19 protein-coding genes are annotated in these 21,533 nt (G+C 35.0%); 14 read left to right on the forward strand and 5 right to left on the reverse strand.

The window, feature by feature from the left end; all coding sequences use genetic code 11:
• Positions 1 to 262 precede the first annotated feature (262 nt).
• The 4 genes from BHE19_RS03775 to BHE19_RS22940 all read left to right on the forward strand — a co-directional run bounded on the left by BHE19_RS03775 (position 263) and on the right by BHE19_RS22940 (position 4,495).
• Positions 263 to 1,909, forward strand: coding sequence for a DNA cytosine methyltransferase (locus BHE19_RS03775; protein WP_083342462.1), 1,647 nt, complete (start codon positions 263 to 265; stop codon positions 1,907 to 1,909).
• 47 nt (positions 1,910 to 1,956) lie between these two features.
• Positions 1,957 to 2,565, forward strand: coding sequence for a hypothetical protein (locus BHE19_RS03780; protein ID WP_070906036.1), 609 nt, complete (start codon positions 1,957 to 1,959; stop codon positions 2,563 to 2,565).
• 11 nt (positions 2,566 to 2,576) lie between these two features.
• Positions 2,577 to 4,115: a DUF262 domain-containing protein gene (locus BHE19_RS03785; protein ID WP_070906037.1), complete on the forward strand. Its 1,539-nt coding sequence runs from the start codon at positions 2,577 to 2,579 to the stop codon at positions 4,113 to 4,115.
• A 182-nt stretch (positions 4,116 to 4,297) separates the two neighbouring features.
• Positions 4,298 to 4,495 (forward strand): very short patch repair endonuclease, encoded by a 198-nt coding sequence (locus BHE19_RS22940; RefSeq protein ID WP_233431362.1) that lies wholly within the window; start codon positions 4,298 to 4,300, stop codon positions 4,493 to 4,495.
• 200 nt (positions 4,496 to 4,695) lie between these two features.
• Here BHE19_RS22940 and BHE19_RS03790 read toward each other — a convergent pair whose 3' ends face one another.
• Positions 4,696 to 4,929, reverse strand: a complete 234-nt coding sequence (locus BHE19_RS03790) for a hypothetical protein (RefSeq protein WP_070906038.1) — start codon at positions 4,927 to 4,929, stop codon at positions 4,696 to 4,698.
• A gap of 593 nt (positions 4,930 to 5,522) precedes the next feature.
• Here BHE19_RS03790 and BHE19_RS03795 point away from each other — a divergent pair.
• Positions 5,523 to 5,837 carry an HPF/RaiA family ribosome-associated protein gene (locus BHE19_RS03795; protein WP_070906039.1) on the forward strand — a complete coding sequence of 105 codons (315 nt, stop codon included), beginning with the start codon at positions 5,523 to 5,525 and terminating at the stop codon, positions 5,835 to 5,837.
• Between the two features lie 54 nt (positions 5,838 to 5,891).
• Here BHE19_RS03795 and BHE19_RS03800 read toward each other — a convergent pair whose 3' ends face one another.
• Positions 5,892 to 6,548, reverse strand: coding sequence for an oxidoreductase (locus BHE19_RS03800; protein ID WP_070906040.1), 657 nt, complete (start codon positions 6,546 to 6,548; stop codon positions 5,892 to 5,894).
• Positions 6,549 to 7,033: 485 nt separating this feature from the next.
• Between BHE19_RS03800 and wrbA the strand changes: the two genes are divergently transcribed.
• Entirely contained in the window at positions 7,034 to 8,194 is a 1,161-nt protein-coding gene (gene wrbA / locus BHE19_RS03805; protein WP_070906041.1) for an NAD(P)H:quinone oxidoreductase, read from the forward strand.
• A gap of 308 nt (positions 8,195 to 8,502) precedes the next feature.
• Here wrbA and BHE19_RS03810 read toward each other — a convergent pair whose 3' ends face one another.
• A complete protein-coding gene (locus tag BHE19_RS03810; RefSeq protein ID WP_070906042.1) occupies positions 8,503 to 9,168 on the reverse strand; it encodes a hypothetical protein in 666 nt (221 codons plus the stop codon).
• 356 nt (positions 9,169 to 9,524) lie between these two features.
• On the opposite strand from BHE19_RS03810, the gene BHE19_RS03815 reads away from it, so the two are divergent.
• From BHE19_RS03815 to BHE19_RS03835, 5 genes are all read left to right on the forward strand, one after another.
• Positions 9,525 to 10,016, forward strand: coding sequence for a nuclear transport factor 2 family protein (locus BHE19_RS03815; RefSeq protein WP_070906043.1), 492 nt, complete (start codon positions 9,525 to 9,527; stop codon positions 10,014 to 10,016).
• A 261-nt stretch (positions 10,017 to 10,277) separates the two neighbouring features.
• Positions 10,278 to 11,660, forward strand: a complete 1,383-nt coding sequence (locus BHE19_RS03820; protein WP_070906044.1) for an ammonium transporter — start codon at positions 10,278 to 10,280, stop codon at positions 11,658 to 11,660.
• Between the two features lie 257 nt (positions 11,661 to 11,917).
• The gene (gene trmB / locus BHE19_RS03825; protein ID WP_026109789.1) at positions 11,918 to 12,595 is read left to right on the forward strand and encodes a tRNA (guanosine(46)-N7)-methyltransferase TrmB; all 678 of its coding nucleotides are present in this window, start codon (positions 11,918 to 11,920) and stop codon (positions 12,593 to 12,595) included.
• Positions 12,596 to 12,638: 43 nt separating this feature from the next.
• Positions 12,639 to 13,274: a LysE family transporter gene (locus tag BHE19_RS03830; protein ID WP_070906045.1), complete on the forward strand. Its 636-nt coding sequence runs from the start codon at positions 12,639 to 12,641 to the stop codon at positions 13,272 to 13,274.
• Between the two features lie 140 nt (positions 13,275 to 13,414).
• The gene (locus BHE19_RS03835) at positions 13,415 to 13,741 is read left to right on the forward strand and encodes an MGMT family protein (RefSeq protein WP_070906046.1); all 327 of its coding nucleotides are present in this window, start codon (positions 13,415 to 13,417) and stop codon (positions 13,739 to 13,741) included.
• Positions 13,742 to 13,882: 141 nt separating this feature from the next.
• Here the strand turns inward: BHE19_RS03835 and BHE19_RS03840 are convergent, their stop codons facing one another.
• The gene (locus BHE19_RS03840) at positions 13,883 to 15,208 is read right to left on the reverse strand and encodes a sensor histidine kinase (RefSeq protein WP_070906047.1); all 1,326 of its coding nucleotides are present in this window, start codon (positions 15,206 to 15,208) and stop codon (positions 13,883 to 13,885) included.
• 82 nt (positions 15,209 to 15,290) lie between these two features.
• Positions 15,291 to 16,637: a sigma-54-dependent transcriptional regulator gene (locus BHE19_RS03845; protein WP_070906566.1), complete on the reverse strand. Its 1,347-nt coding sequence runs from the start codon at positions 16,635 to 16,637 to the stop codon at positions 15,291 to 15,293.
• Between the two features lie 157 nt (positions 16,638 to 16,794).
• Here BHE19_RS03845 and BHE19_RS03850 point away from each other — a divergent pair, with 157 nt between their 5' ends.
• From BHE19_RS03850 to BHE19_RS03860, 3 genes are all read left to right on the forward strand, one after another.
• The gene (locus BHE19_RS03850) at positions 16,795 to 18,039 is read left to right on the forward strand and encodes an efflux RND transporter periplasmic adaptor subunit (RefSeq protein WP_070906048.1); all 1,245 of its coding nucleotides are present in this window, start codon (positions 16,795 to 16,797) and stop codon (positions 18,037 to 18,039) included.
• A 145-nt stretch (positions 18,040 to 18,184) separates the two neighbouring features.
• Complete coding sequence (locus BHE19_RS03855) at positions 18,185 to 18,892, forward strand: ABC transporter ATP-binding protein (RefSeq protein WP_017494695.1); 708 nt, start codon at positions 18,185 to 18,187, stop codon at positions 18,890 to 18,892.
• 147 nt (positions 18,893 to 19,039) lie between these two features.
• Positions 19,040 to 21,469 carry an ABC transporter permease gene (locus tag BHE19_RS03860; RefSeq protein WP_070906049.1) on the forward strand — a complete coding sequence of 810 codons (2,430 nt, stop codon included), beginning with the start codon at positions 19,040 to 19,042 and terminating at the stop codon, positions 21,467 to 21,469.
• Positions 21,470 to 21,533: the final 64 nt, after the last annotated feature.

Raw genomic sequence — 21,533 nt, forward strand, 5'->3', positions numbered from 1 at the left:
AACGAGGAATCACACACGTAACTCGCCAAAGATTTTCCACTTTGAGCGAAGTCGAAAAATCGTTTGCAACTTTGGAATTTGGAATTTAAAAATATTGGAATTTCAATTTCAAGGAGCCATTTCCTGCTGTACACTTTATCTTTTGTGGCGAACCCCACCACAAAAGGATGCCGTTCTCATCAGGGCTAGGGGTTTTGGTTTCATGAGAAAATTTAATATGAGAGATTAAAATAAAAAGGTCTCATAATTTCAAAAAGTTACTATGTTAAACTATATTTACATCTCTAAAATTAATTATAATATCACATTGACACATATTGAGCTGTTTGCAGGATGCGGAGGAATGAGTCTAGGATTAGATTCCGCTGGATTCGAGTTGTTTTTTGCTAATGAATTATCTCCTATGGCGGGAGAAACTTTTGCATATAATATTTTAAATGAAAACTTACAATCTCTTTCACAAAAGAAAGAAAGCGCCATTAAATCACTTTGGATTAAAAGTAATTATCCAAAAAACGATTTAGAGAATAGATTGCGCGAGAATCCCTTTTCTACTTCAAATGGAAATTTCTCTGATCTACAAGAAGATATCAACCTAAAAGAAAAACTACTGATAGGAAATATTGATCATTTATTAGATTTTCTTAATGAAAATCCAGCAATCATACAAGAACTAAAAGAAGAAAACATTGATCTAATTTCTGGTGGCCCTCCTTGCCAAAGCTTTAGTCTAGCAGGAAGAAGGGAAAAAGATAATCACAAAAACCAACTACCTCTTTCTTTTGCAAAATTTGCGGGACTAGTACAACCTAAAACAGTTTTGTTAGAAAATGTTAAAGGAATAACATCCCCTTTTACCGAAGGAGAGGATGAAAACAAGCAAAAATATTACGCTTGGTTGGAAGTTTCAAAAGCATTTGTTTTAGAAGGTTTTGTCCCTATTTGTATGATGTTGAATTCAAAATATTTTGGGGTTCCTCAAAATAGACCAAGATTTATTTTACAAGCATATAGAAAAGACATATTTGATAATTTAAAGCAATTGCATTTAAATAATGAAATTCTTTTAATTTCTGAGAGATTCTATAACTTAGTTATTGCTAACAATAATAATCTAGAAAAGATTTCGATAAAAGATTTTAAATATTATGATATCGAAAACAATCCAGAATTATTCAATGGAATAATTTTACCCAAAATATCTCATTTAAATGATGACTTTATTACTACTTATGATGCCATTGAAGATATAAAGAATGCATCCATTAAATATGAATTAAACAAAACCAACGGTCAATATCCTAATTTAATCAACAGCATATTTTCTTTTGATTTAGATAATTCAAATAAAATTAGAAATCATGAAGAAAGAAATCACAACTTTTTGGTCAAATCGAGATTTCGATTCTATCAAGTAGTAGATCAATTTCAAAATGGATTAAAAAAAGATGCCATCGATTTATTAACTGGTAAAACCATTTCAAAAAATCAACTAGAAAAATTAAACGTTGAATTTTCTAAACATAAATTATTGTTTATTGAAAATAATATAGAGGTTTATAAAGCCCCTAAAGATATCGAAACAATAGAAGCTTTAATTAAATCTATACCAACACGTAAGCACTCACAAAGAGCTTTAAGAAAATTTGAGCCCGCCCCTGCACAATTAACTATTCCGGATGACTTATGTCATTATGATCCCGACGAACCTCGTACTCTAACTGTTCGTGAAATGGCTAGATTTCAATCTTTTCCAGACTGGTATGAATTTAGATCTAAAGTAACAACAGGTGGTAAAATGAGAAAATTTGAAGTCCCACAATATACTCAAGTGGGAAATGCGGTACCACCCCTCTTAGCACTTGCGTTAGGTGAATTAATTAAAATACAAATACAATCTTTACAATAAATAAAGAATATTTAATAAATTGCTTTGATTCTAAAAACAATACAATAATGATCGTAGATGATTTCAAAAACCACTGTATAAATAATAAGTGTGATATTGTTGTTCAAAAGTGTCTTATAGAAGATACTTCTTATTTTTTTAATGAAATAGCAATAGGTGAAGAATTTAATTTCAAAAAGGACATTGCTAATATACTTAATGTACATATACGTGATATCGTCATTGTAGGATCTGGAAAACTAGGATTTAGCTTAAAACCTGATAACTCTAATACTGGGCTATATTTATTTAAAGAATTTGATCACAATTTTAATTATTCAAAAAAAGGAAAAAAATCTGATCTTGATGTAGCAATTATTTCTTCTCACTTATTTGATTCAGAAATAAAAAATCTATATGATCACACTAATCATTATGACACAGATAATTTATGGGCAGACAGAAATAGCTTCGCCAAATATGTTTTAAAAGGAAAATTAGCCATAAGATTTCTGCCAATTGAGTTTCCATTAACAAAAGGAGTTTTACAAGTTCAGGAAAAATACAAAATGAATTATGGCCGAGAAGTAAATCTAGAGATCTATAAGTCTTGGCATTTTTTCGAAACATACCATCAAGAAAACATCAAAAAGATACAAGTTAACCTAATTAGCTAAATACCACAAACATGAAATTAAAAGCAAGTATAACGTCAAACAGCATGAAACTGATTGATGTGTTTAATAAAATAACTTCTGGAGCACTAATAACAGGTCCCGATTTTCAAAGAAAATTAGTTTGGAAAAAACAACATAAATATGCTTTTATCAAAACCATTTTATTAAACTTTCCTTTTCCAGAGGTTTACATTGCTAGTTCTGAAGTAGATGTCGTAACCCTACAAGCTAAAGAAATTGTTGTAGATGGACAACAAAGATTAACTACAATTGTAGATTATATAAAAGGCTCTGGAGACTTTGCTAACCAGAATCAAGTAACTCCTTTTGATGAATTAAGCATAGATGATAAAAAAGATTTTCTAAATTATTCTGTAACCGTAAAAGACTTAAAGGACATCGGTATAGATAATATTAAAGAGGTATTTAAAAGAATAAATAGTACTGATTATTCGCTAAACTCAAATGAAATTCTTAATGCACAATTTGGCGACGGTGAATTTTCAATATTTTGCAAGCAGATTGTTTATAAAGATTTTGAACCTTCAGAAGAAATTACAGATGTTATTTTAGATAGTAATACCAAAACAAAACTTAATTCTTTTTTCGAGGATAAAAAAATATTTAGCGATAATGATGTAAGAAGAATGTTTGACATACAATATATAATGTTACTAACATCAACAATTTTAGAAGGCAAATACTTTGGAAGAAGCACTAGGATTAATCATTACTTAGAAAAATATAATGGAAGTTTTGATGTTCATCAATCCATTTTAGACAAAGTAATTAAATCTATTAATTTAATTGACAGCCTTAAACTTTCATCAAGTAGTTATTGGTTTAACAAAGCAAATCTATTTACTCTAATAATTGAATTTAGTAAAGTAGATGAAAATCTTATAGATTTGGATATTTTAGAATCAAAACTATTAGAATTAGAAAAAAAAGTTGATGTATATTTTACTGATGAAGACATAAGCATGATCTCTGACGAGGAAAGAAAGTATTTCGAATTCGCAAGACAAGGAAGCCATGAATTGGCTGCAAGAGAACATCGCGCAAAAGTAATAAGAGATTTAATAACAGAATCTACAGCTAAAGCCGAAGGCGAAGCTAAAGCCGAAATTGAAATTGAAATTGAAATTGAAAATAAAAATCTGGAAATGTTAGTCAATCATAATATTGACTTTTCTATTCTTATTCCAACAGAAACAGGCCTAAAAAAAAGTATAATGGATGCTGTATCTGGAGTTAGAGAATTTTTAAAAACAAATGACCTTCATAATTATGAAACTCAAGAATCTGGGCCAGATCACAAAAAAAAACTAGAAGGTTATTTTATTACTGATACAGATAAAATTAAAACTGAAATCTCATTATACCGGTCAAATGGAAGGGGGGATTTTAGAATATGGTTCAGTGACTTAAAATCTTTTGTAAGCGAAAAAGAGGAATTAGCTTTATTAAACATCGAAAAAACTATCTATATATTAAACGTATCAAGGTATAATTATGAAGACAATCCTAATTTAATTACGAAAGCATAATAATAAATTTAATATTTTAACTACGGATTATGGCGCTCCTTACTCCTTAACAACGTTCCAAACTAATGAGTGCTACACACAGCACCAACACAAATGACAAAGTTCGTTTGACAAAAGCTTTATAGTCTTTAGTATAACGTTATCACAGAAATAATAAAACTGTATTTGGAAGACCTGATTTTATCTTCAAGAAAATCAAATTAGTCATATTTGTTGATGGAGAATTTTTTCATGGTAAAAACTGGGATATTGACAGAAATCGTATCAAAACAAATAGCGAATTCTGGATCAAAAAAATTGAACGGAATATTCAGAGAGATGTTGAAGTCAATATGCATTTAGAAGCCCAAAACTGGAAGGTTTTGCGTTTTTTGGAGTAATGATATCAAAAAGAATTTAGATACTTGCATTCTTGAAATTCAAAGCGCGATTACAGAAAGGCAAGTTTGATAATTGGTGCGGGGCTTCGACTTCGCTCAGTCTAACAACATTGTGTGATTTCTCATTCTTCGAAATGACAAACCAAGCGGAACAAAAGGAACCAAAATAAAAAAGCCACTTTCACAGTGGCTTTTCAAGTTTATTCAACATCCAGATACGGATTTAAGATTTCGGCTAATTGATTGAGCCAGTAAAAACCATTCTGGAGATTGGTTTTCTCGGATTGTAGGGATTCGTGTTCCTGCATCACGCTTAAGGCAAGTGCATAGTTTACCTGGCGAATAGTTTTAGCCATTGTTGCAGGATCAATTGAATTACTGAAAAAATCAGTTAACCTTAATTCGGTTTCTTTGGAAAGGGTGTTTGTACTCATAATCTTTGTGTTTAGGGAATATAAAACCCGAATGGGTTAGGTGTCCTACGCCACAAAGAGCGTTGCAGTTGTTTCCAATACCGCCACCGTACCACGCGGGCAAAAGTTTTTCTGAGTTCATGATCTTTGTGTTTAGGACTGCGAAGATATGAAAACCAAAAAAGTTATGGAGGATTTTCTTAGTTTTTAACTTAATGACTGGGGCTTCGACTTCGCTCAGCCTGACACTGGGTGTGACACTCTACATGTCGCTCAGCCTGACATTTCTAAATTTAATAGCCACAGATTGCACAGATTTTTGTAATCATTTTAATCTTATAATCTGTGGCATTTTTTCTAAATTGAGAGTGAGGGCTTCGACTTCGCTCAGCCTGACGCTTGGTGTGACACTCTGCATGCTGCTCAGCTTGACGCTCAACTTGATATTCGGTATTACAAACTAGGCGGAGTTTCTGGTGTGATTCCTCGTGCCTCGGAATGACAAACTGAGCGTAAAAAAAGCATAATTTATTTCTTAATGTTTTATTAACCTACTTGTGTTTTTGTCTAAAAAAAGATAGCTTTGAGAGACAATCATTAAATACAAACCAATTATGAAAATTCAGATCAATACCGACAAGAACATCGAAGGACACGAAAGATTAGAAGCTTATTTCTCTGGTGAATTAGAAAAAGGCTTGAAGCGTTTTGAAGATAAAATTACCCGCGTTGAAGTTCATTTTGGAGACGAAAACGGGGAGAAATTTAGCCTGCACGACAAAAAATGTGTGATTGAAGTTCGTACTGCAAAATTACAACCAGTAACCGTTACAGACCATGCCGATACGCTTGAAAAAGCTTTTATTGGTGCATTGGCGAAGGCAAAAAAATCTTTAACTACTACTTTCGAAAAAATGAAAGCGTATTAATTTATATCCCATCCATAAAAAGGACCTTATCTCTAATCCGGATAAGGTCCTTTTTTATTTTAACAACGTCGTCATTTCTTCCCAATGCAGTATTTTTACTTTCTGATCTAATCGTTCTGCACTTTTTACCATTGCTTTGGCGATATCTTCGGCCTCTATTCCTTTGTATTTGCTTAGGCTCCCCATAAATATTGGGTTGATCCATTTGAATATTCCAATGAATACTTTTTCCATTGGTCGGCTTTCTTTTCGGTCTCCTAAAATCATCGAAGGACGAAAGATATAAGTATGCTCTAAATTCAGACTGATGATACCCTGCTCGGTTTCTCCTTTTAATTTGGTATAAAATATCGACGATTTCGCATTTGCACCAAGTGCCGAAACCAGAAAAACAGCTTTTGCACCGTTTTCTTTCGCCAGTTTTGCTGCCAGAATCGGGTAATCATGATCTATTTGATAATATAACTTTTTGTCCGGTGTTTTCTTCTGTGTGGTACCAAGAGCTATAAAAACTTCATCAACCTGAATGCCTTCTATTACTTTGGATAAGGTGTTAAAATCACCTATCAGCATTTTTAGTTTTGAATGCTGGATGTTTAAATCTCTCCTTACTACAATTATTACTTGCTCATAATTAGCGTTGTTCAACAAATTTTCGAGAATATAGGAGCCTACTAATCCGCTTGCTCCATACACAATTGCTTTTTTCATAAATAAGGCGATTTGTTTCCTCGAAGTTAATTTTTTTTGCTACAGATTTCACAGATTAGAATGATTACTTTTTTTCCCGCAGATTTCTTTGTTTTTTTTTGATTTAAAGCTCCAACGGAGCAATATATCTATAGACTAATTTTAGTATGCGTTGTTACAATCCAGCTCCAGCGGAGCGACATATAATTTTAGCCCAATTTGGTAGGTCACCCCGATGGGGTTCTGTTGATGTGCATTTTTAATTTCCTATAAATTTATTGCTCCTCCGGAGCTCTAAATATATTATTCTTGATTTTTTTTATAAATATATTCGCCCTGATGGATCCTAAAATAAATTACATCCAAAAACCTTAATTAAGATAATAATAACGCTTTTTGATATTGTAAGAAGTAATTTTGCAATCCCAAAAGAGAAACTTGGTTGTCAAAATAGAACAAATTTCTTAATTGAGATTATCCATTACAAATTATTAAAAATTACCCTCATGAAAAAGCAACTACTCGTATTATTAATCGCAGTATTTATAAGCTTTGGCGTAAATGCGCAAGTAAAATCATCTGAAACAAATGTGCTGGTTTTGATCTATTCTCAAAACGGCGGAACTTATAAAATGGCCAAATCTATTGCCGAAGGAATTCAGGAATATCCCAATGCAAAAGCAATCATAAAACGTATTCCTTCGATCAATCCAAAAGAAAAATTGAATGCTGATGTAGAAAAATTACCGATTGCAACTATCGAAGAGCTCGCAAATTATGACGGAATCGCATTTGGAAGTCCTGTTCATTTTGCAAATATTAGTGCCGATATGAGTTCCTTCTTCAGCCAGAGTATTCCGCTTTGGACTTCAAGAACTCTGGAAGGAAAACCGGCTACTGTGTTTATGTCGGCAGGATCTGGAGCCGGAAAAGAAGCTGCGATTTTATCGTTCTGGAATATTCTTGCTTCTCACGGAATGGTAATCGTTCCAACGGGAATCATGGGAACGGCCACTTTGGACAAAACAGTTCCACAAGGAAATACTCCGTTTGGAGCTACTTCATTGGCAGGATCTGTCGGAACACGTCCGTCACAAAGCGAATTGAATTTAGCCAAAGAACAAGGAAAAGCGTTGGCAAGAGTGGCTTCGGGATTGAAAAATACCGAAACGATTAAAGCTGCAAAAACGACTTCGATTGAGGCTAAAAGCGATATCAACAAAACCTTAAAAGACAATAACATTACGCTTCCTGAAGCGCCTAAACCGGTTGGAAATTATGTTCCGTTTACGATTTCTGATCATAAAGTGTACATTAATCAGGTGGCTTTAAAAGACGGAAAGATTCTAAATCCCGGAAAAGTTGGCGCAACAGTTACCGATGATCAGGCCAAAGAAGCAACGTATCAAACGATGTTAAATGTAATTGCAGTTTTGAAAGAGGCTTGCGGAGGAGATTTGAACAAAGTAAAACAATGCGTACAGTTAACAGGGTATTTCAATACTACACCGGAATATACGCAACATGCGGCACTTATGAATTCGGCTTCAAATTTAACGGCTTTGGTTTTTGGAGAAAAAGGAAAACACGCCAGAGCAACCATCGGAGCGGCTTCGTTACCGATAAATTCGGCTGTCGAAATTCAGGCGATTTTTGAAATTGAATAAAGGAAAATTTTACCGCAAAGTTCGCAAAGAATTACGCAAAGACCACAAAGTTTCGTGAATTACGCTTTGCTTTGAAATCGCAAAGGGATTGTGTTTAAAAAAACTTAGCTTAATGACATCGCTCATAAGGACTACCCATATTTTATAATACAACCTAGTTTTTCGTGTGAGGGATAGAGCTAAGCTACCGAAGTAGCAGCGAAAGCCCGACAGCAATATAAAAAGGGGCGACTAAGCGATTGCAATAGTCAGCCCCTTTTTATATTGGTGGCACGCCCAAATTATTATTTATACAATTCTCGACTTCCTTATGATTTTGGTAATGGCGCACCCACTGCAATATCGCAACGATGTCCTGGTTTTCCGTGTGCGGGATTTTTTCCATCGGCTACAGTTGCTGTTTCTGTACTTAACAAAGCCGGAACAGCATTGTCTGTCGCCGGAGGTGTTACGGTAAAGGTTTGCGAAGTAGTTCCGCTTTGTGCTGTATTGGCGGCAACAGGTTGTTTGGCAGCAGCCGGAGAATTTAAAGGTGCTCCCACCGGAATATCGCAGCGGTGTCCGGGTTGTCCGTGGGCAGGATTCATGCCTTTAGCCACTTTTGTTGGCGTAACAGTTGTTGTGGTCACTACATTTTGCTGACCCGGTTTGACCTGAACGGTTTGTGCAGGCTGTGTCGTTGTGGTTTGTCCTTGTGTAGGAGCCGAATTTAAAGGCGCCCCAACAGCAATATCGCAACGATGTCCAGGTTGTCCGTGTGCAGGATTCATTCCGCCATTCGCACTCAAAACTGTATTTGGATTTGCTGCAGTAGGAGCCTGAACAACAGGGGCTGCTTTTGTCGTATCTTTTGCCAATCCCAGTTTTACCAATTCAGAATTTGGTGTGTTTTCCTGAGGTTCTAATTCCTTTTTGCAGGAAGTTAAAAAGATAGAGGAAAGTACTAATGAGGTGATGAGTATTTTTGGATTCATGATGTATCGATTTTAAAGCTATCAAATATACTAAATCCTATTATACCATATAAGTGATGTAAGATAATTTAAGTTTTACTTGGCTATTTGGGTTTGCAAAGACGCAGAATCACAAAGTTAATGTTTCATGCAGGTTTTAAAATAAGAACATGGCGGAGTTACTTGCAAAGATTTGCTTCACCTGTTCGCTATCGCTCGGGTCTCCTTCGTCGAAATGACAAACGGTATGTTTAATCATCAAAAAAACTATCCCATTGTGCCTTTGCATCTTTGAACCTTTGTACCTCAGAACCCCTCAGTACCTTTTGAGCCTTTCAAAAAATATTTGCTACCTTTAAATCCAAAACAAACCACTTATGAAAAAACCAATCTTACTTTTATTATTTGTTACCTTTTTTGCAAACGCACAGACTTCTGAAAAAGACAAAGTCAACCAAACTATCGATGCCTGGCACAAAGCAGCCGGCGAAGTAAAATTTGATGCTTATTTTGATTTAATGGCCGAAGATGCTATTTTCATCGGAACTGATGCCACCGAAAACTGGATCAAAAAAGATTTTAAAGTTTGGGCCAAACCCTATTTTGACAAAGGAACTGCCTGGAATTTCACAGCTTTAGAACGTCACATCTTTTTTGACAAAACCGGAAAAATTGCTTGGTTTGACGAACTGTTAAATACACAAATGAAAATTTGCCGCGGATCGGGGGTTTTGATTAAAATAGGGAAAGAATGGAAAATTCAACATTATGTGTTATCTATGACGGTTCCTAATGAGGAAGTAAATGCAGCGATCAAAATTAAGGCTCCTATCGAAGACGTTTTGATTGCAAAGCTTCAAAAAAAATAAACATTTTTGGACTTTCTTTTTACAATCCTAACTTTTTGCGCCCTTTACAGTACCCTTTGCCAATTTTATTATAATACAATTGGCAATTTTGTCTCTTTTTTAGAAGTGCAAAATAAAATACCCTCAAAAAAACAGGGTGTATTTTATAAAATCCACTAAAATAAAAATCACACCTCTGTTTTCACACCCCTAAAAACCATAATATTCATTTTTTCATAACTTTAACCCTAAAAAAATAGGGACACACAAAGTATTTGAAAAATGAAAATAGAAAAACGCTGGATCATTTCCTTTATTATCATCAGTATTGTTTGCGTTACTGGTGCTTTTTGGCCAACTATCACCGAAAATAGTTACGTATTATCTGAATTTGGCACAACCGATCATATCGTTCCTGCCGATGTCGCCTGGATGTTAACGTCCTGCTGTCTGGTTTTAATCATGACTCCGGGACTGTCTTTTTTTTACGGCGGAATGGTTGGCAAGAAAAATGTAATTTCGACCATGTTGCAGAGCTTTATCTGTTTAGGGGTTGTCACGCTTTTATGGGTTGTAGTGGCCTTTAGTCTGGCTTTTGGCGATCCTGTAGGTCTAAATTTAGGAGGTCACTTTTATAGTTTCTTTGGTGATCCAACCACTTTTGCTTTTATGGATTATGTGGGAGTTCTGCCTCACAAACAATTGGCCAGCACGATTCCGTTTATGCTTTTTGCATTGTTTCAAATGAAATTTGCGATTATTGCTCCGGCCATTATTACTGGTTCTTTTGCAGAGCGCGTTCGTTTTATATCGTATTTACTTTTTATCAGTTTGTTTACTCTGTTTATTTATGCACCATTGTGCCATTCTGTTTGGTATCCAACAGGTATTTTAGGCAGTTATTTTGGCGTAAAAGATTTCGCCGGAGGAACGGTTGTACACATGAGTTCAGGATTTGCAGCTTTGGCGGGAGTACTGGTTTTGGGAAAAAGAAAAAACAATCAGCACATTCCAACCAATATTCCGTTTGTACTATTAGGAACCGGAATGTTATGGTTTGGATGGTTTGGCTTCAATGCCGGCTCGGCTCTTGCAGCCAATGGAACCGCCGCAATGGCTTTTGCTACAACTACAACCTCATCGGCGGCAGCCATGTTAACCTGGGTTTTCTTTGACCGAATGAACGGCCGAAAAGTTTCTGCTCTTGGTGCTTGTATTGGAGCTGTGGTAGGCTTGGTTGCCATTACTCCGGCTGCAGGTTATGTATCGGTTCCTGAAAGTATGTTTTTTGGATTTATAACGGCTTTGGTTTCCAACTCAGTTGTAAATTGTCACTTATCAAAAAAATTCGATGATACTCTTGACGTTTTTGCCTGTCACGGGGTAGGCGGAATTATGGGAATGATTCTAACTGCTATTTTTGCTCATGGTGAAGATGCGAGTTTGTTACACGGAGGCTGGAATGTATTTGCACATCACATGATGGCATTGGTATTGGTTTCTATTTTTACTTTTTTCGGAGCGTACTTTTTATTTAAGGTAACCAATTTCATTATTCCGTTGCGTGTTTCTGAGGAGAACGAACATATCGGATTGGATTTATCCCAACACGATGAAACACTTGACCCTAAATTAAAAGCTATTACTGAAGTCCATTACGGTTAATTCTTTTGCCACAGATTTTATGGATTAAAATGATTTTTCAATCTGTGCTAATCCATAAAATCTGCGGCTAAAAAAAGGTTGCCACGAATTCCACTAATTTACACTAATTTTTTCCGACCAAACCGCTTAAATTAATTCGTGAATTCGTGGCGAAAAAAAATATCCTTGATGAAAATTCGTAGCGGAAAACTTTTAAAGCTAATTGTGCTATTTTCATTCGTTTATATTCCTTAATTTTGCTGAAAATTTTTGTAAAAGTGGGAAGTAAAAATAAACTAAAAAGATTCAGAGAAAACGAAACATTTCAAAACGTTTTTCAACCAACCAGAGAAGAAGTTGTAGGCGATTTAATGCCTTTGAAAGGAAAATGGAATTCTGATTTCTTTAAAAATGATAATCCATTAGTTTTAGAATTGGGATGTGGAAAAGGAGAATATTCTGTTGGATTAGCGGAAAGATATCCGAACAAAAATTTTATCGGAATTGATATTAAAGGAGCCCGTTTCTGGAGAGGTGCCAAAACTGCTGTTGAAAACGGATTACACAACGTTGCATTTGTTCGAACTCAAATCGAACTAATCAATCATATTTTTGCCGACAATGAAGTGGATGAAATCTGGATTACTTTTCCGGATCCGCAAATCAAATACAAGAGAACCAAACACCGTATGACCAATTCGGAGTTCTTGAAATTGTATAAAAGAATCCTTAAAAAAGACGGTGTCGTAAACTTAAAAACCGACAGTGAATTCATGCACGGTTACACTTTGGGATTACTTCACGGTGAAGGTCACGAGGTTTTATACGCCAATCATAATGTATATAAAAATGAAGGAAGCCCTGAAGAAGTTACGGCATTCCAGACTTTTTATGAAAAACAATATTTAGAGATTAACAAGGCAATTACGTATATTCGTTTTAAAATTAAAGACTAATTTAATTTTAAAAACTTTTTTTCATAACCCATCAATCAACTGAATGGCATTACTTACCCCATTACTTTCAGGTTTTCTTGCCGCTTTCATTGGGATTATTCCACCAGGTTTAATCAACATGACGGCAGCCAAAGTAAATTTGAAAGAGGGGAAAAAAAATGCTTTATGGTTTGTTGCAGGAGCTGTCTTAGTGATCTTTTTTCAGGTTTCTTTAGCCGTTTTTTTTGCACGCGTCATCGACAATCGTCCGGATGTAGTGACATTGTTACGCGAAGTAGGATTTGTTATTTTCTCTGTTTTAACTGTTTATTTTTTGTTTATAGCCAAAGAACCTAAAGCCAAAAAATCAAAAATAAAAAAGACCAGTAAAAAAAGTCGTTTCTTTCTGGGAATGCTGCTTTCCGGACTTAACTTCTTCCCTATTCCGTATTATGTGGTTGTAAGTGTTACTTTGGCCTCTTACCACCTTTTTGCATTTGAAAACAACATTATTTTTACTTTTGTATTCGGATCTGTTTTAGGCTCATTTGCCGCTTTATACAGCTACATTGGTTTCTTTGGAAGAATCGAGAAGAAAACAGACTATCTGATGAAAAACATGAATACCATTATTGGAAGCATCACAGGATTAATTGCCGTACTCACGCTTTTTAATATTTTGACTTACTATTTCAGCTAATACAATAATAGTCACAGATTACCCGGATTAAAATGATTACTTTTATCATGATGAAAATACTATAATTTTCAGGCAGATTTACGAGTAAAGTGAACAAAAAAATCCCTTTAATCATTTTCATCTGTGGCAAAAACTAATCTATGGCAGAAGATAATTTTTTTGAAAGAGTTTATGCAATCGCAAGACAAATTCCGTACGGAAAAGTAACTTCTTATGGCGCAATTGCCAAAGCTTTAGGAACAGCCCGCTCTGCCCGAATGGTAGGCTGGGCCATGAACGCCTGTCACAACATGGATGATGTTCCCGCGCATCGTGTGGTAAACAGAAAAGGACTTCTCACCGGAAAACACCATTTTGACGGAACCAATTTAATGCAACAGTTACTCGAAAGCGAAGGCATTAAAGTCATAGACAATCAGATTGTAGATTTTGAAAAACACTTCTGGCAGCCTGAAATCGAGCTTTAAAGTTTTTTATTTAACCGCAAGGTACGCAAGGAAGGCGCAAGGGTCGCATAATTTAAAACCTTACACTTTTCTCTTTATCCTGTCTTTTAAAGTTCGACAGTAGTTTTATTTCGATTGTTATTTTACTTTTTGACGCTTTAATCAAATCAGGCAAATTACAAAGCTGGTTTTATCCTCATCGGTTTGGTAACTCAAATACCCTCCGTGCGCTTCGATGATATTTTTAGAAAGCGTTAGTCCAATTCCGGCACCATCTTTTCTCGTGGTGAAAAACGGCAGAAAAACTTTATCTCTGATCTCGGTATCAATTCCTTTTCCGTTATCCGAAATGATAATAAAAAAGCGATTGTTTTCAGTATACGATGACAAGAACATCTTCTTTTCGCTCTTTTCTTTCAAAGCATAAATACTATTGGTAATCAAATTGATAATTACCTGTTCTATCTGACTTTTATCAATTAAAATCGATCTTGAACTATTAATTTCGTTTACCAGTTCTATATTTTCCGTCTTTAAAATTGGACTCATTACCCGAAGACAGTCTTCAAAAAGAACCTTTATAGGAGTCATTTTTTTAGTCGGAGTCGGCAGCATGGCTAGTTTTCGATAATTCTCTACAAAAACCTGCAAATGATCGCTTCGATTGATAATGGTCGAAATACTACTTTTAATATCCTCAAAATCATCCTCTTCTAATTCGTCCTGATCAACTATTTGCAGTAAATTTTGCGAAAGTGCACGGATTGGCGTTAGCGAATTCATTAACTCGTGCGAGATAATTTTCATCAGATTGATCCAGGCTTCCTTTTCTTTTTTCTCGATAACACGCTGAATACTGTCCAACAGAATAATAAAATATTCTTTTTCATACATTTTCGTATGCGAAGTCTGAAGCACAAAAGTCTGTAAGTCCTGATCTTCGATCTTGATCGAAATAGCCGTTTTCAATTCTGTAAAATTGGTCTTTTCGATTTCCTCACAAAGAGAGGGCAAATAGTTTTTAAGATACTTCCACTGGCTTACTTTTGGTACTTTGAATAAGTTTGAAAAGCAATCGTTCATTAAAAAGAGATTCCAGTCCTCACCTTCTTTCTCCAGAATTAAAGTAGCAGTGTCGATATTATTTAAAATGGACTGATAGATGCGCTCTTTTGACGTCTGTTCCTGTCGTTGAACTTTTAACTTATCATAAAGCAAGAACAAGTTTCTGAAATTCTCCTTTTTGCTTTCTTCCGGAAAATTATTCGAAAAATCATCCTGCAGAATCGATAAAAGCATTTTATCGTAAAACAAGGTTTGCCCTTTAACAAAAAAATACATTTCAGACAACAATAGAAAAACGACAAAACCAACCAGAATTGCATTGTAATACAGTTCTTTGTAAATCAAAAAGACACAAAAGAAAAAGGGAATCATCACCAACAGAATCCTTGCAAACAAAGCATTATAAAATTTCCAGTTCTTCATTGTTTTATTTTTTATTCCGACAGATTCAAAAGTTTAATATTCAACAAGAATCTTTCAAAGTCGTTCGAAACTATTTTTAAGTTTAGATGTTTCTCAGATCATATTTTTCAATTCTTCTGTACAAAGCGGCTCTTGAAAGCCCAAGTTCTTCGGCTGTTTTGCTGATATTTCCATTATTCTTAAACAATGTTTTCTCGATGGCACTTTTTTCCATTTCAGACAGTGGATTTTCGTCGTTTTCCTGAAGTTCTTCGAAATCCAAAATATCCAGATTGGTTACCGAAATAGTATGATTATCGGCCAAAATTAAGGCACGCTCAATCTTATTCTCTAATTCCCGAATATTTCCTTTCCAGGGATATTTTTCTAAATAGGGTCCGACATTATCATCAAAACACCAATTTTCCTGATTGTATTTTTCAGCAATTTTATCCAAAATAAAATTAGCCATCGGGATAATATCGTCTTTTCGCTCACGCAAAGAAGGTAAATGAATCTCCATGGTGTTGATTCGGTACAGTAAATCTTCCCTAAACATTTTATTTTTTACTTCTGCTTTTATATCAGCATTGGTAGCCGCAATGATCCTTACATTCAGCGGTCTTGCTTTGCTTTCGCCCAAACGGGTTACGGTTTTGGTTTGCAAAACATGTAACAGTTTGGATTGCAGATGTAACGGAATATTCCCTATCTCATCCAGAAAAATTGTACCGCCCGAAGCCGCTTCAAATCTTCCCGCAGTATCTGTTTTAGCATCTGTAAAAGCCCCCTTGGCATATCCAAAAAGTTCACTTTCAAACAAGTTATCACTCAGTGACCCCAGATCGACATGCACAAAAGGCTGCTCTTTTCGTTCTGAATTCAAATGGATGAACTCGGCAAAAACATACTTTCCTGTTCCATTTTCACCTAAGATTAAAACATTAGCAGCTGTTTTGGCAACTCTCTCGGCAATACCGTATGCCTGCTTAATTTTAGGAGAAGTTCCTGTAAAATAACTTTTGGTTGATTTTTCTACTACTTCTTTTTTACTATTCTTTCGGCTCTCTACTACAGCCTTATCAATGATTTCCAGCAGCTTTTCATTGTTCCAGGGTTTCAAAACATAATCAAAAGCCCCAATTTTAATTCCTTCAACCGCAGTGTCAATTTTACCAAAAGCAGTCATTAAAATCACAACAGTCTTTGGCGAAAGTGTTTTAATTTCCTTCAGCCAATGGATTCCTTCGCGCCCATCTTCAAAACCAATTCGATAGTTCATGTCCAACAAAACCACATTTATTTCATTCTCGTTTAAAATGGAGATGATTTTTTTGGGACTGTTGGTCGTAAAAATGGTTTCAAAATGTTTTTTGAGAATCATTTTTGCCGAAAAAAGAATTTCTTCCTGATCGTCGACGATTAAAATATGGGCTTGTTTCTTTCGCATGCTGTCTTTTTTTGTCCGATTCTGAACGGTCAACTGTTCATTTCCGAACACTTCTTTTTTAGATGGTTTTTAAAGCTTCTTTAAAATCAATACTTTACAGGTTATACTTTTTATGGCACAGTATTTACCTATTGGTAATCAGTAAATTATTAAAGAAATGGACAAGATAATTCCTCGTAAAAATAGAAAATTTAGATATCTCACAATAGCAATTGGAGTTTTTTTAGTTTTGGCAACAATTGTATTTTTCTCGTTTAATACCAAAAGAAGTTTAAATGTAAAAGCCGATGAACTTAGCGTTCAAAAAGTAGAAAAAGCTTTCTTTGAAGATTTTGTTGTTTTTCAGGCCAAAGTAGAACCTCTTAACGTAATGCTCGTAAATGTTACCGAAGGCGGATCTGTTAAAGAGATTTTTGTTGAAAACGGCGCAATGGTTACCAAAGGTCAGCCCTTAGCACGTTTGTTCAATCCGAACACAGAACTAAATTACCTGACTCAGGAAACCGCTATTATCGAGCAAATCAATAATTTAAACACCGGAAAACTGAACATCAGAAATCAGGAGCTGAACTTAACCAAGGATCTGGTTTTAATAGAACACGATTACAATGACGCCAAAAGGTTGTACGACATGAACGCGAAATTATTTGAAAAAGATGTGATTTCGAGAAATGATTGGAATAATTTTAAAGAAAGCCTTCGTTTTCAGGACGAGCGTAAAAGAACGATCCAACAAAGTATTCAAAAAGAAAAACAAACCAATCAGGTTCAAATTTCTCAAATCAACCGTTCGATTCAGACTATGGAAAAAAGTCTGGATATTTTAAGAAACAATAAAAAGAACTTCTTAATTACAGCACCGGAATCGGGGAGATTAACTTCTTTTCAACCTGTTTTGGGAAAAACGTTTCAGGCAGGTGAAAGTATCGGAAAAATAGATTCTAAGCAAGGTTACAAATTAGCAGCCGATGTAGATGAATTTTATTTGGAAAAAGTACGCGAAGGATTGAAAGGTCAGGTAGAATTTCAAGGAAAAAATCTGGAAGTTTTAGTTACAAAAGTAATTCCGGAGGTAAAAAGCGGACACTTTAGAGTGGAGTTGGCTTTTATATCCAAAGAAAATATCACTTTACAAGACGGTCTTAGTTTTGGTGTAAAACTGATTCTGTCCGAAAAGAACAAGACTCTGGTGGTTTCAAAAGGAAGTTTCAATCAGGAGGCAGCAGGAAAATGGATTTTTGTAGTAAAAGGAAATAAAGCAGAAAGAAGAAATATAAAACTAGGAAGAGAAAACCCATCGTATTATGAAGTTCTCGAAGGCTTAAAAGAAGGTGAATCGGTTATCACTTCATCATATACCGATTATAAAGACATTGAAGAATTATCTATTAGTTCTCAGTAGTAGTTTCCAGTCGCAGTTTGTAGTCACAGTCACAGTATACAGTCGCAGTTTACATTTTACATCTTACAATTAACAATTCACAAAGTTTCAATCATCAATCATCAATCAAAAAATAGAATTAGCAACCACTAAAATTTCAAAACTTATGATAACAATTCAAAACCTAACCAAAGTTTTCAGAACGGAAGAAGTAGAAACAGCAGCTTTAAGCGGGATTTCTTTAGAGATTAAAAAAGGTGATTTTTTAACCATTATGGGACCTTCAGGCTGTGGAAAATCAACTTTACTTAATATCATAGGTCTTCTGGACAGCGCTTCAGGCGGGAGTTACAAGTTATTAGATCAGGAAATGATTGGTTTAAAAGAGAAAGGAAGAGCAAATGTCCGAAAAGAAAACATTGGCTTTATTTTCCAAAATTTTAACCTGATCGACGAACTTTCGGTTTACGACAATATCGAATTGCCTTTGATCTACAACAATGTAAAAGCAACTGAGAGAAAACAAAAAATCGAAGCTATTGCCGAGAAACTGAATATCTCTCACCGCCTTAAACATTTTCCGCAACAACTTTCAGGGGGACAACAGCAAAGAGTTGCCGTTGCAAGAGCTTTGGTAAACGATCCTAAAATTATTCTGGCCGATGAGCCAACCGGAAATTTAGATAGCAAAAACGGTAATGAGGTAATGGAACTCTTAACCGATTTACACGCTAAAGGAGCTACTATTTTAATGGTTACCCACTCTGATTATGATGCTTCGTTTTCGCAAAGAACGATCCATATGAAAGATGGTGTGGTATTCTCTGAAAAATTCAATCAACGAAATGTTGATGTTTTTATGGACGCTAAATAAAAGTAAAATGATCAAATTCATCGTAAGTGCAATCATAATCCTGATGGGGTTTGTTTGCAAAATACTATCCGGCCTATAATGCCTTACAGATTATAAAACCTGTAAAACTATTTCAAAACCAACTGTAACAACTATAAAAAATAAAACATGATTTTTAACTGGTTTAAGATATTTATATATCATTTGAAACAAAACAAACTGTTTTCGTTTTTAAATATCCTGGGATTAAGCATTGGAATCGCAGGAGTAATTTTCGCCATTCTATATTGGAATAACGAAAATGCCTATGACCAATGGAATCCCGAAAAAGAGAACGTCTATCAGGTTTTTAATAAAATTGGAGCAACGGGAGACATTTGGGCCTCGAGCAGTATTCCTTTCGGAAGAACCTGCAAAGCCACCATTCCGGAAATCGAATCGATCTGTTTTTTTAATTCCTGGTATGGCAATGATATGATCAAATATCAGGGACAAAAATTTTTCCATAAAAAGATTACCGTTTCGGACAATGGTTTTTTTGACATGTTTCCGTTGCCTATCATAAAGGGAGCAAAAACCAATATCCTGAAAGAAAAAAATAGTGTGGCAATATCAGAGGAAACAGCAAAGTTACTTTTTAAAAATGCAGATCCTATTGGTAAATCCATCACTTATTATGACACAAATTATACCGTAAAATCGGTCTACAAAACCATAAGCCCTTCCGCTTTTGAACCTAACTATGTTTTTAGCGGAATTGCACGTGAAGGCGACGAGCAAAGTTGGGGTAACTTTAATTATGGCCTAATGATTAAAGTTAAAAAAGGAACTGATATTGCAACTGTTTTAAAGAAAATGCAAAATGTAGATTACGTTAACCGAACTTTGAAAGATGCAAAAGCGAGCGGACAAACTCCGGAACAATATTTAAAAGAAAACGGACAGACAACTGTAATATTAGATAAATTAAGCGATACCCGTCTTCACGGTACAAAATCATCGCAAGGGGCAAATCTTCCGGAAGGAAAAGGAAATTTGCAATTGCTTTATATTATGGTGGGGCTTTCTATTTTGATTTTGATTCTTTCACTGGTAAACTACATCAATTTAGCAACAGCTTCGGCAATAAAACGTGCTAAGGAAGTTGGCGTTCGTAAAATTGTAGGAGCTACTAAAAAGCAAATTGTTCTTCAATTTATTTTCGAGACAGCTATAATAGTAGTTTTGGCAATTCTTTTTGCCCTTGCAATTGTAGAGCTTTCACTACCCTACTACAATACTTTCCTGAAAAAATCTTTAACTATGAATGGCAGCGAATTTTACCTGCAGCTTATTTTTATGTTCGGATTAGTAATCGTTCTTGCGGGTATTTTTCCTGCCATTTATATCTCGAATTTTGAGACTCTAAAAGTACTTAAAGGAAACTTCTCCAGAAGTAAAAGCGGTATCTGGATTCGAAATTCGATGCTTATTTTTCAGTTTGGTATTGCCGCTTTTTTCATCATAGGTGCTTTAATCGTGAATTCTCAGGTGAGTTATATGATGAACAAAGATCTTGGTTTTAGCGGAGATCAGGTCATTAAAATTCCTTTTAATTATCAGGAACGTGACAAAAAATTACTCAAATACCAAACCACCAGACAGGAACTTTTAAAAATGTCCGGCGTTGTAGACGTATCCACCTTTGCGGGTTCTTTTGGAAATAGCACTAACTCCAGCTCAGGATTTACACACAACAGTATTTTTGTACAACCCCGAAATGTCGAAATGGATTTTGGTTTTCTGGATATGATGAAAATAAAAATTGTTCAGGGAAGAGACTTATCTCCAAAATTTGCTTCAGACACCATCGACAACTGGCTGGTAAACGAAACTCTTGTCAAAACATTAGACCTTAAAAAACCCCTTAATACTGTAGTAACATCAGGCTGGGGAAATGAAAAAGGCAACATGAAATTTAAAATCGTGGGTGTTGTAAAAGACTTTCATATCACAGGTTTACAGGACAAAGTACCTCCAATGGTTTTTATCAATCTTAGAACTCTAAAGTGGAATAATTTTGACAATATCTATGTAAAAGTTTCTCCAGATAATCTGGCCGGAACCTTAGCAAAACTAGACAAATACTGGACGAAAAGCATCAATCAGGATTATCCTTTTGAATATGAATTCGTCAATAAAGGTTTTGCCCGAACCTATCAGGAACAGGTAAAACAGAAAAATCTCTTTTTCATTTTAAATCTTGTAGTGATCATCATCGCCATTTTCGGATTATTTGCTTTGGCTTCTTTCTCGATGGAGCGAAGACTAAAAGAAATTGCCATTAGAAAAACATTGGGCGCTGAAACTGACGCTTTATTAAAAGAATTATCCAAGCAGTATGTTGGTTTCTGTTTACTTGGATTTGTGATTGGTATTATTCCGGCATACCTTTTGCTACAAAAATGGCTGGAAAACTTTGCCTTCCGAATTGGAGTCTCGGTAATTCCATTCAGTATCGCTCTGGCTTCCCTATTGGCTTTAACGCTTGTCATCGTTTTAGCAAAAGCTTATCAGGTAACTAAGATTGATATCTTAAAATACCTAAAATACGAATAATACCGATTGTATATTCAATATAGTCCAATTGCATTGTACTATTTTCATATTACATCGGCATTAT

The sequence above is a fragment of the Flavobacterium tructae genome (assembly GCF_001853485.1).
In the GTDB taxonomy this organism is placed as follows: Bacteria; Bacteroidota; Bacteroidia; order Flavobacteriales; family Flavobacteriaceae; genus Flavobacterium; species Flavobacterium tructae.

Coding starts and splice junctions, on each gene's coding strand:
- BHE19_RS03775 (WP_083342462.1), top strand. CDS start 263: ATGTTAAACTATATTTACATCTCTAAAATTAATTATAATATCACATTG.
- BHE19_RS03780 (WP_070906036.1), top strand. CDS start 1,957: ATGATCGTAGATGATTTCAAAAACCACTGTATAAATAATAAGTGTGAT.
- BHE19_RS03785 (WP_070906037.1), top strand. CDS start 2,577: ATGAAATTAAAAGCAAGTATAACGTCAAACAGCATGAAACTGATTGAT.
- BHE19_RS03790 (WP_070906038.1), bottom strand. CDS start 4,929: ATGAGTACAAACACCCTTTCCAAAGAAACCGAATTAAGGTTAACTGAT.
- BHE19_RS03795 (WP_070906039.1), top strand. CDS start 5,523: ATGAAAATTCAGATCAATACCGACAAGAACATCGAAGGACACGAAAGA.
- BHE19_RS03800 (WP_070906040.1), bottom strand. CDS start 6,548: ATGAAAAAAGCAATTGTGTATGGAGCAAGCGGATTAGTAGGCTCCTAT.
- wrbA (WP_070906041.1), top strand. CDS start 7,034: ATGAAAAAGCAACTACTCGTATTATTAATCGCAGTATTTATAAGCTTT.
- BHE19_RS03810 (WP_070906042.1), bottom strand. CDS start 9,168: ATGAATCCAAAAATACTCATCACCTCATTAGTACTTTCCTCTATCTTT.
- BHE19_RS03815 (WP_070906043.1), top strand. CDS start 9,525: ATGAAAAAACCAATCTTACTTTTATTATTTGTTACCTTTTTTGCAAAC.
- BHE19_RS03820 (WP_070906044.1), top strand. CDS start 10,278: ATGAAAATAGAAAAACGCTGGATCATTTCCTTTATTATCATCAGTATT.
- BHE19_RS03830 (WP_070906045.1), top strand. CDS start 12,639: ATGGCATTACTTACCCCATTACTTTCAGGTTTTCTTGCCGCTTTCATT.
- BHE19_RS03835 (WP_070906046.1), top strand. CDS start 13,415: ATGGCAGAAGATAATTTTTTTGAAAGAGTTTATGCAATCGCAAGACAA.
- BHE19_RS03840 (WP_070906047.1), bottom strand. CDS start 15,208: ATGAAGAACTGGAAATTTTATAATGCTTTGTTTGCAAGGATTCTGTTG.
- BHE19_RS03845 (WP_070906566.1), bottom strand. CDS start 16,637: ATGCGAAAGAAACAAGCCCATATTTTAATCGTCGACGATCAGGAAGAA.
- BHE19_RS03850 (WP_070906048.1), top strand. CDS start 16,795: ATGGACAAGATAATTCCTCGTAAAAATAGAAAATTTAGATATCTCACA.
- BHE19_RS03855 (WP_017494695.1), top strand. CDS start 18,185: ATGATAACAATTCAAAACCTAACCAAAGTTTTCAGAACGGAAGAAGTA.
- BHE19_RS03860 (WP_070906049.1), top strand. CDS start 19,040: ATGATTTTTAACTGGTTTAAGATATTTATATATCATTTGAAACAAAAC.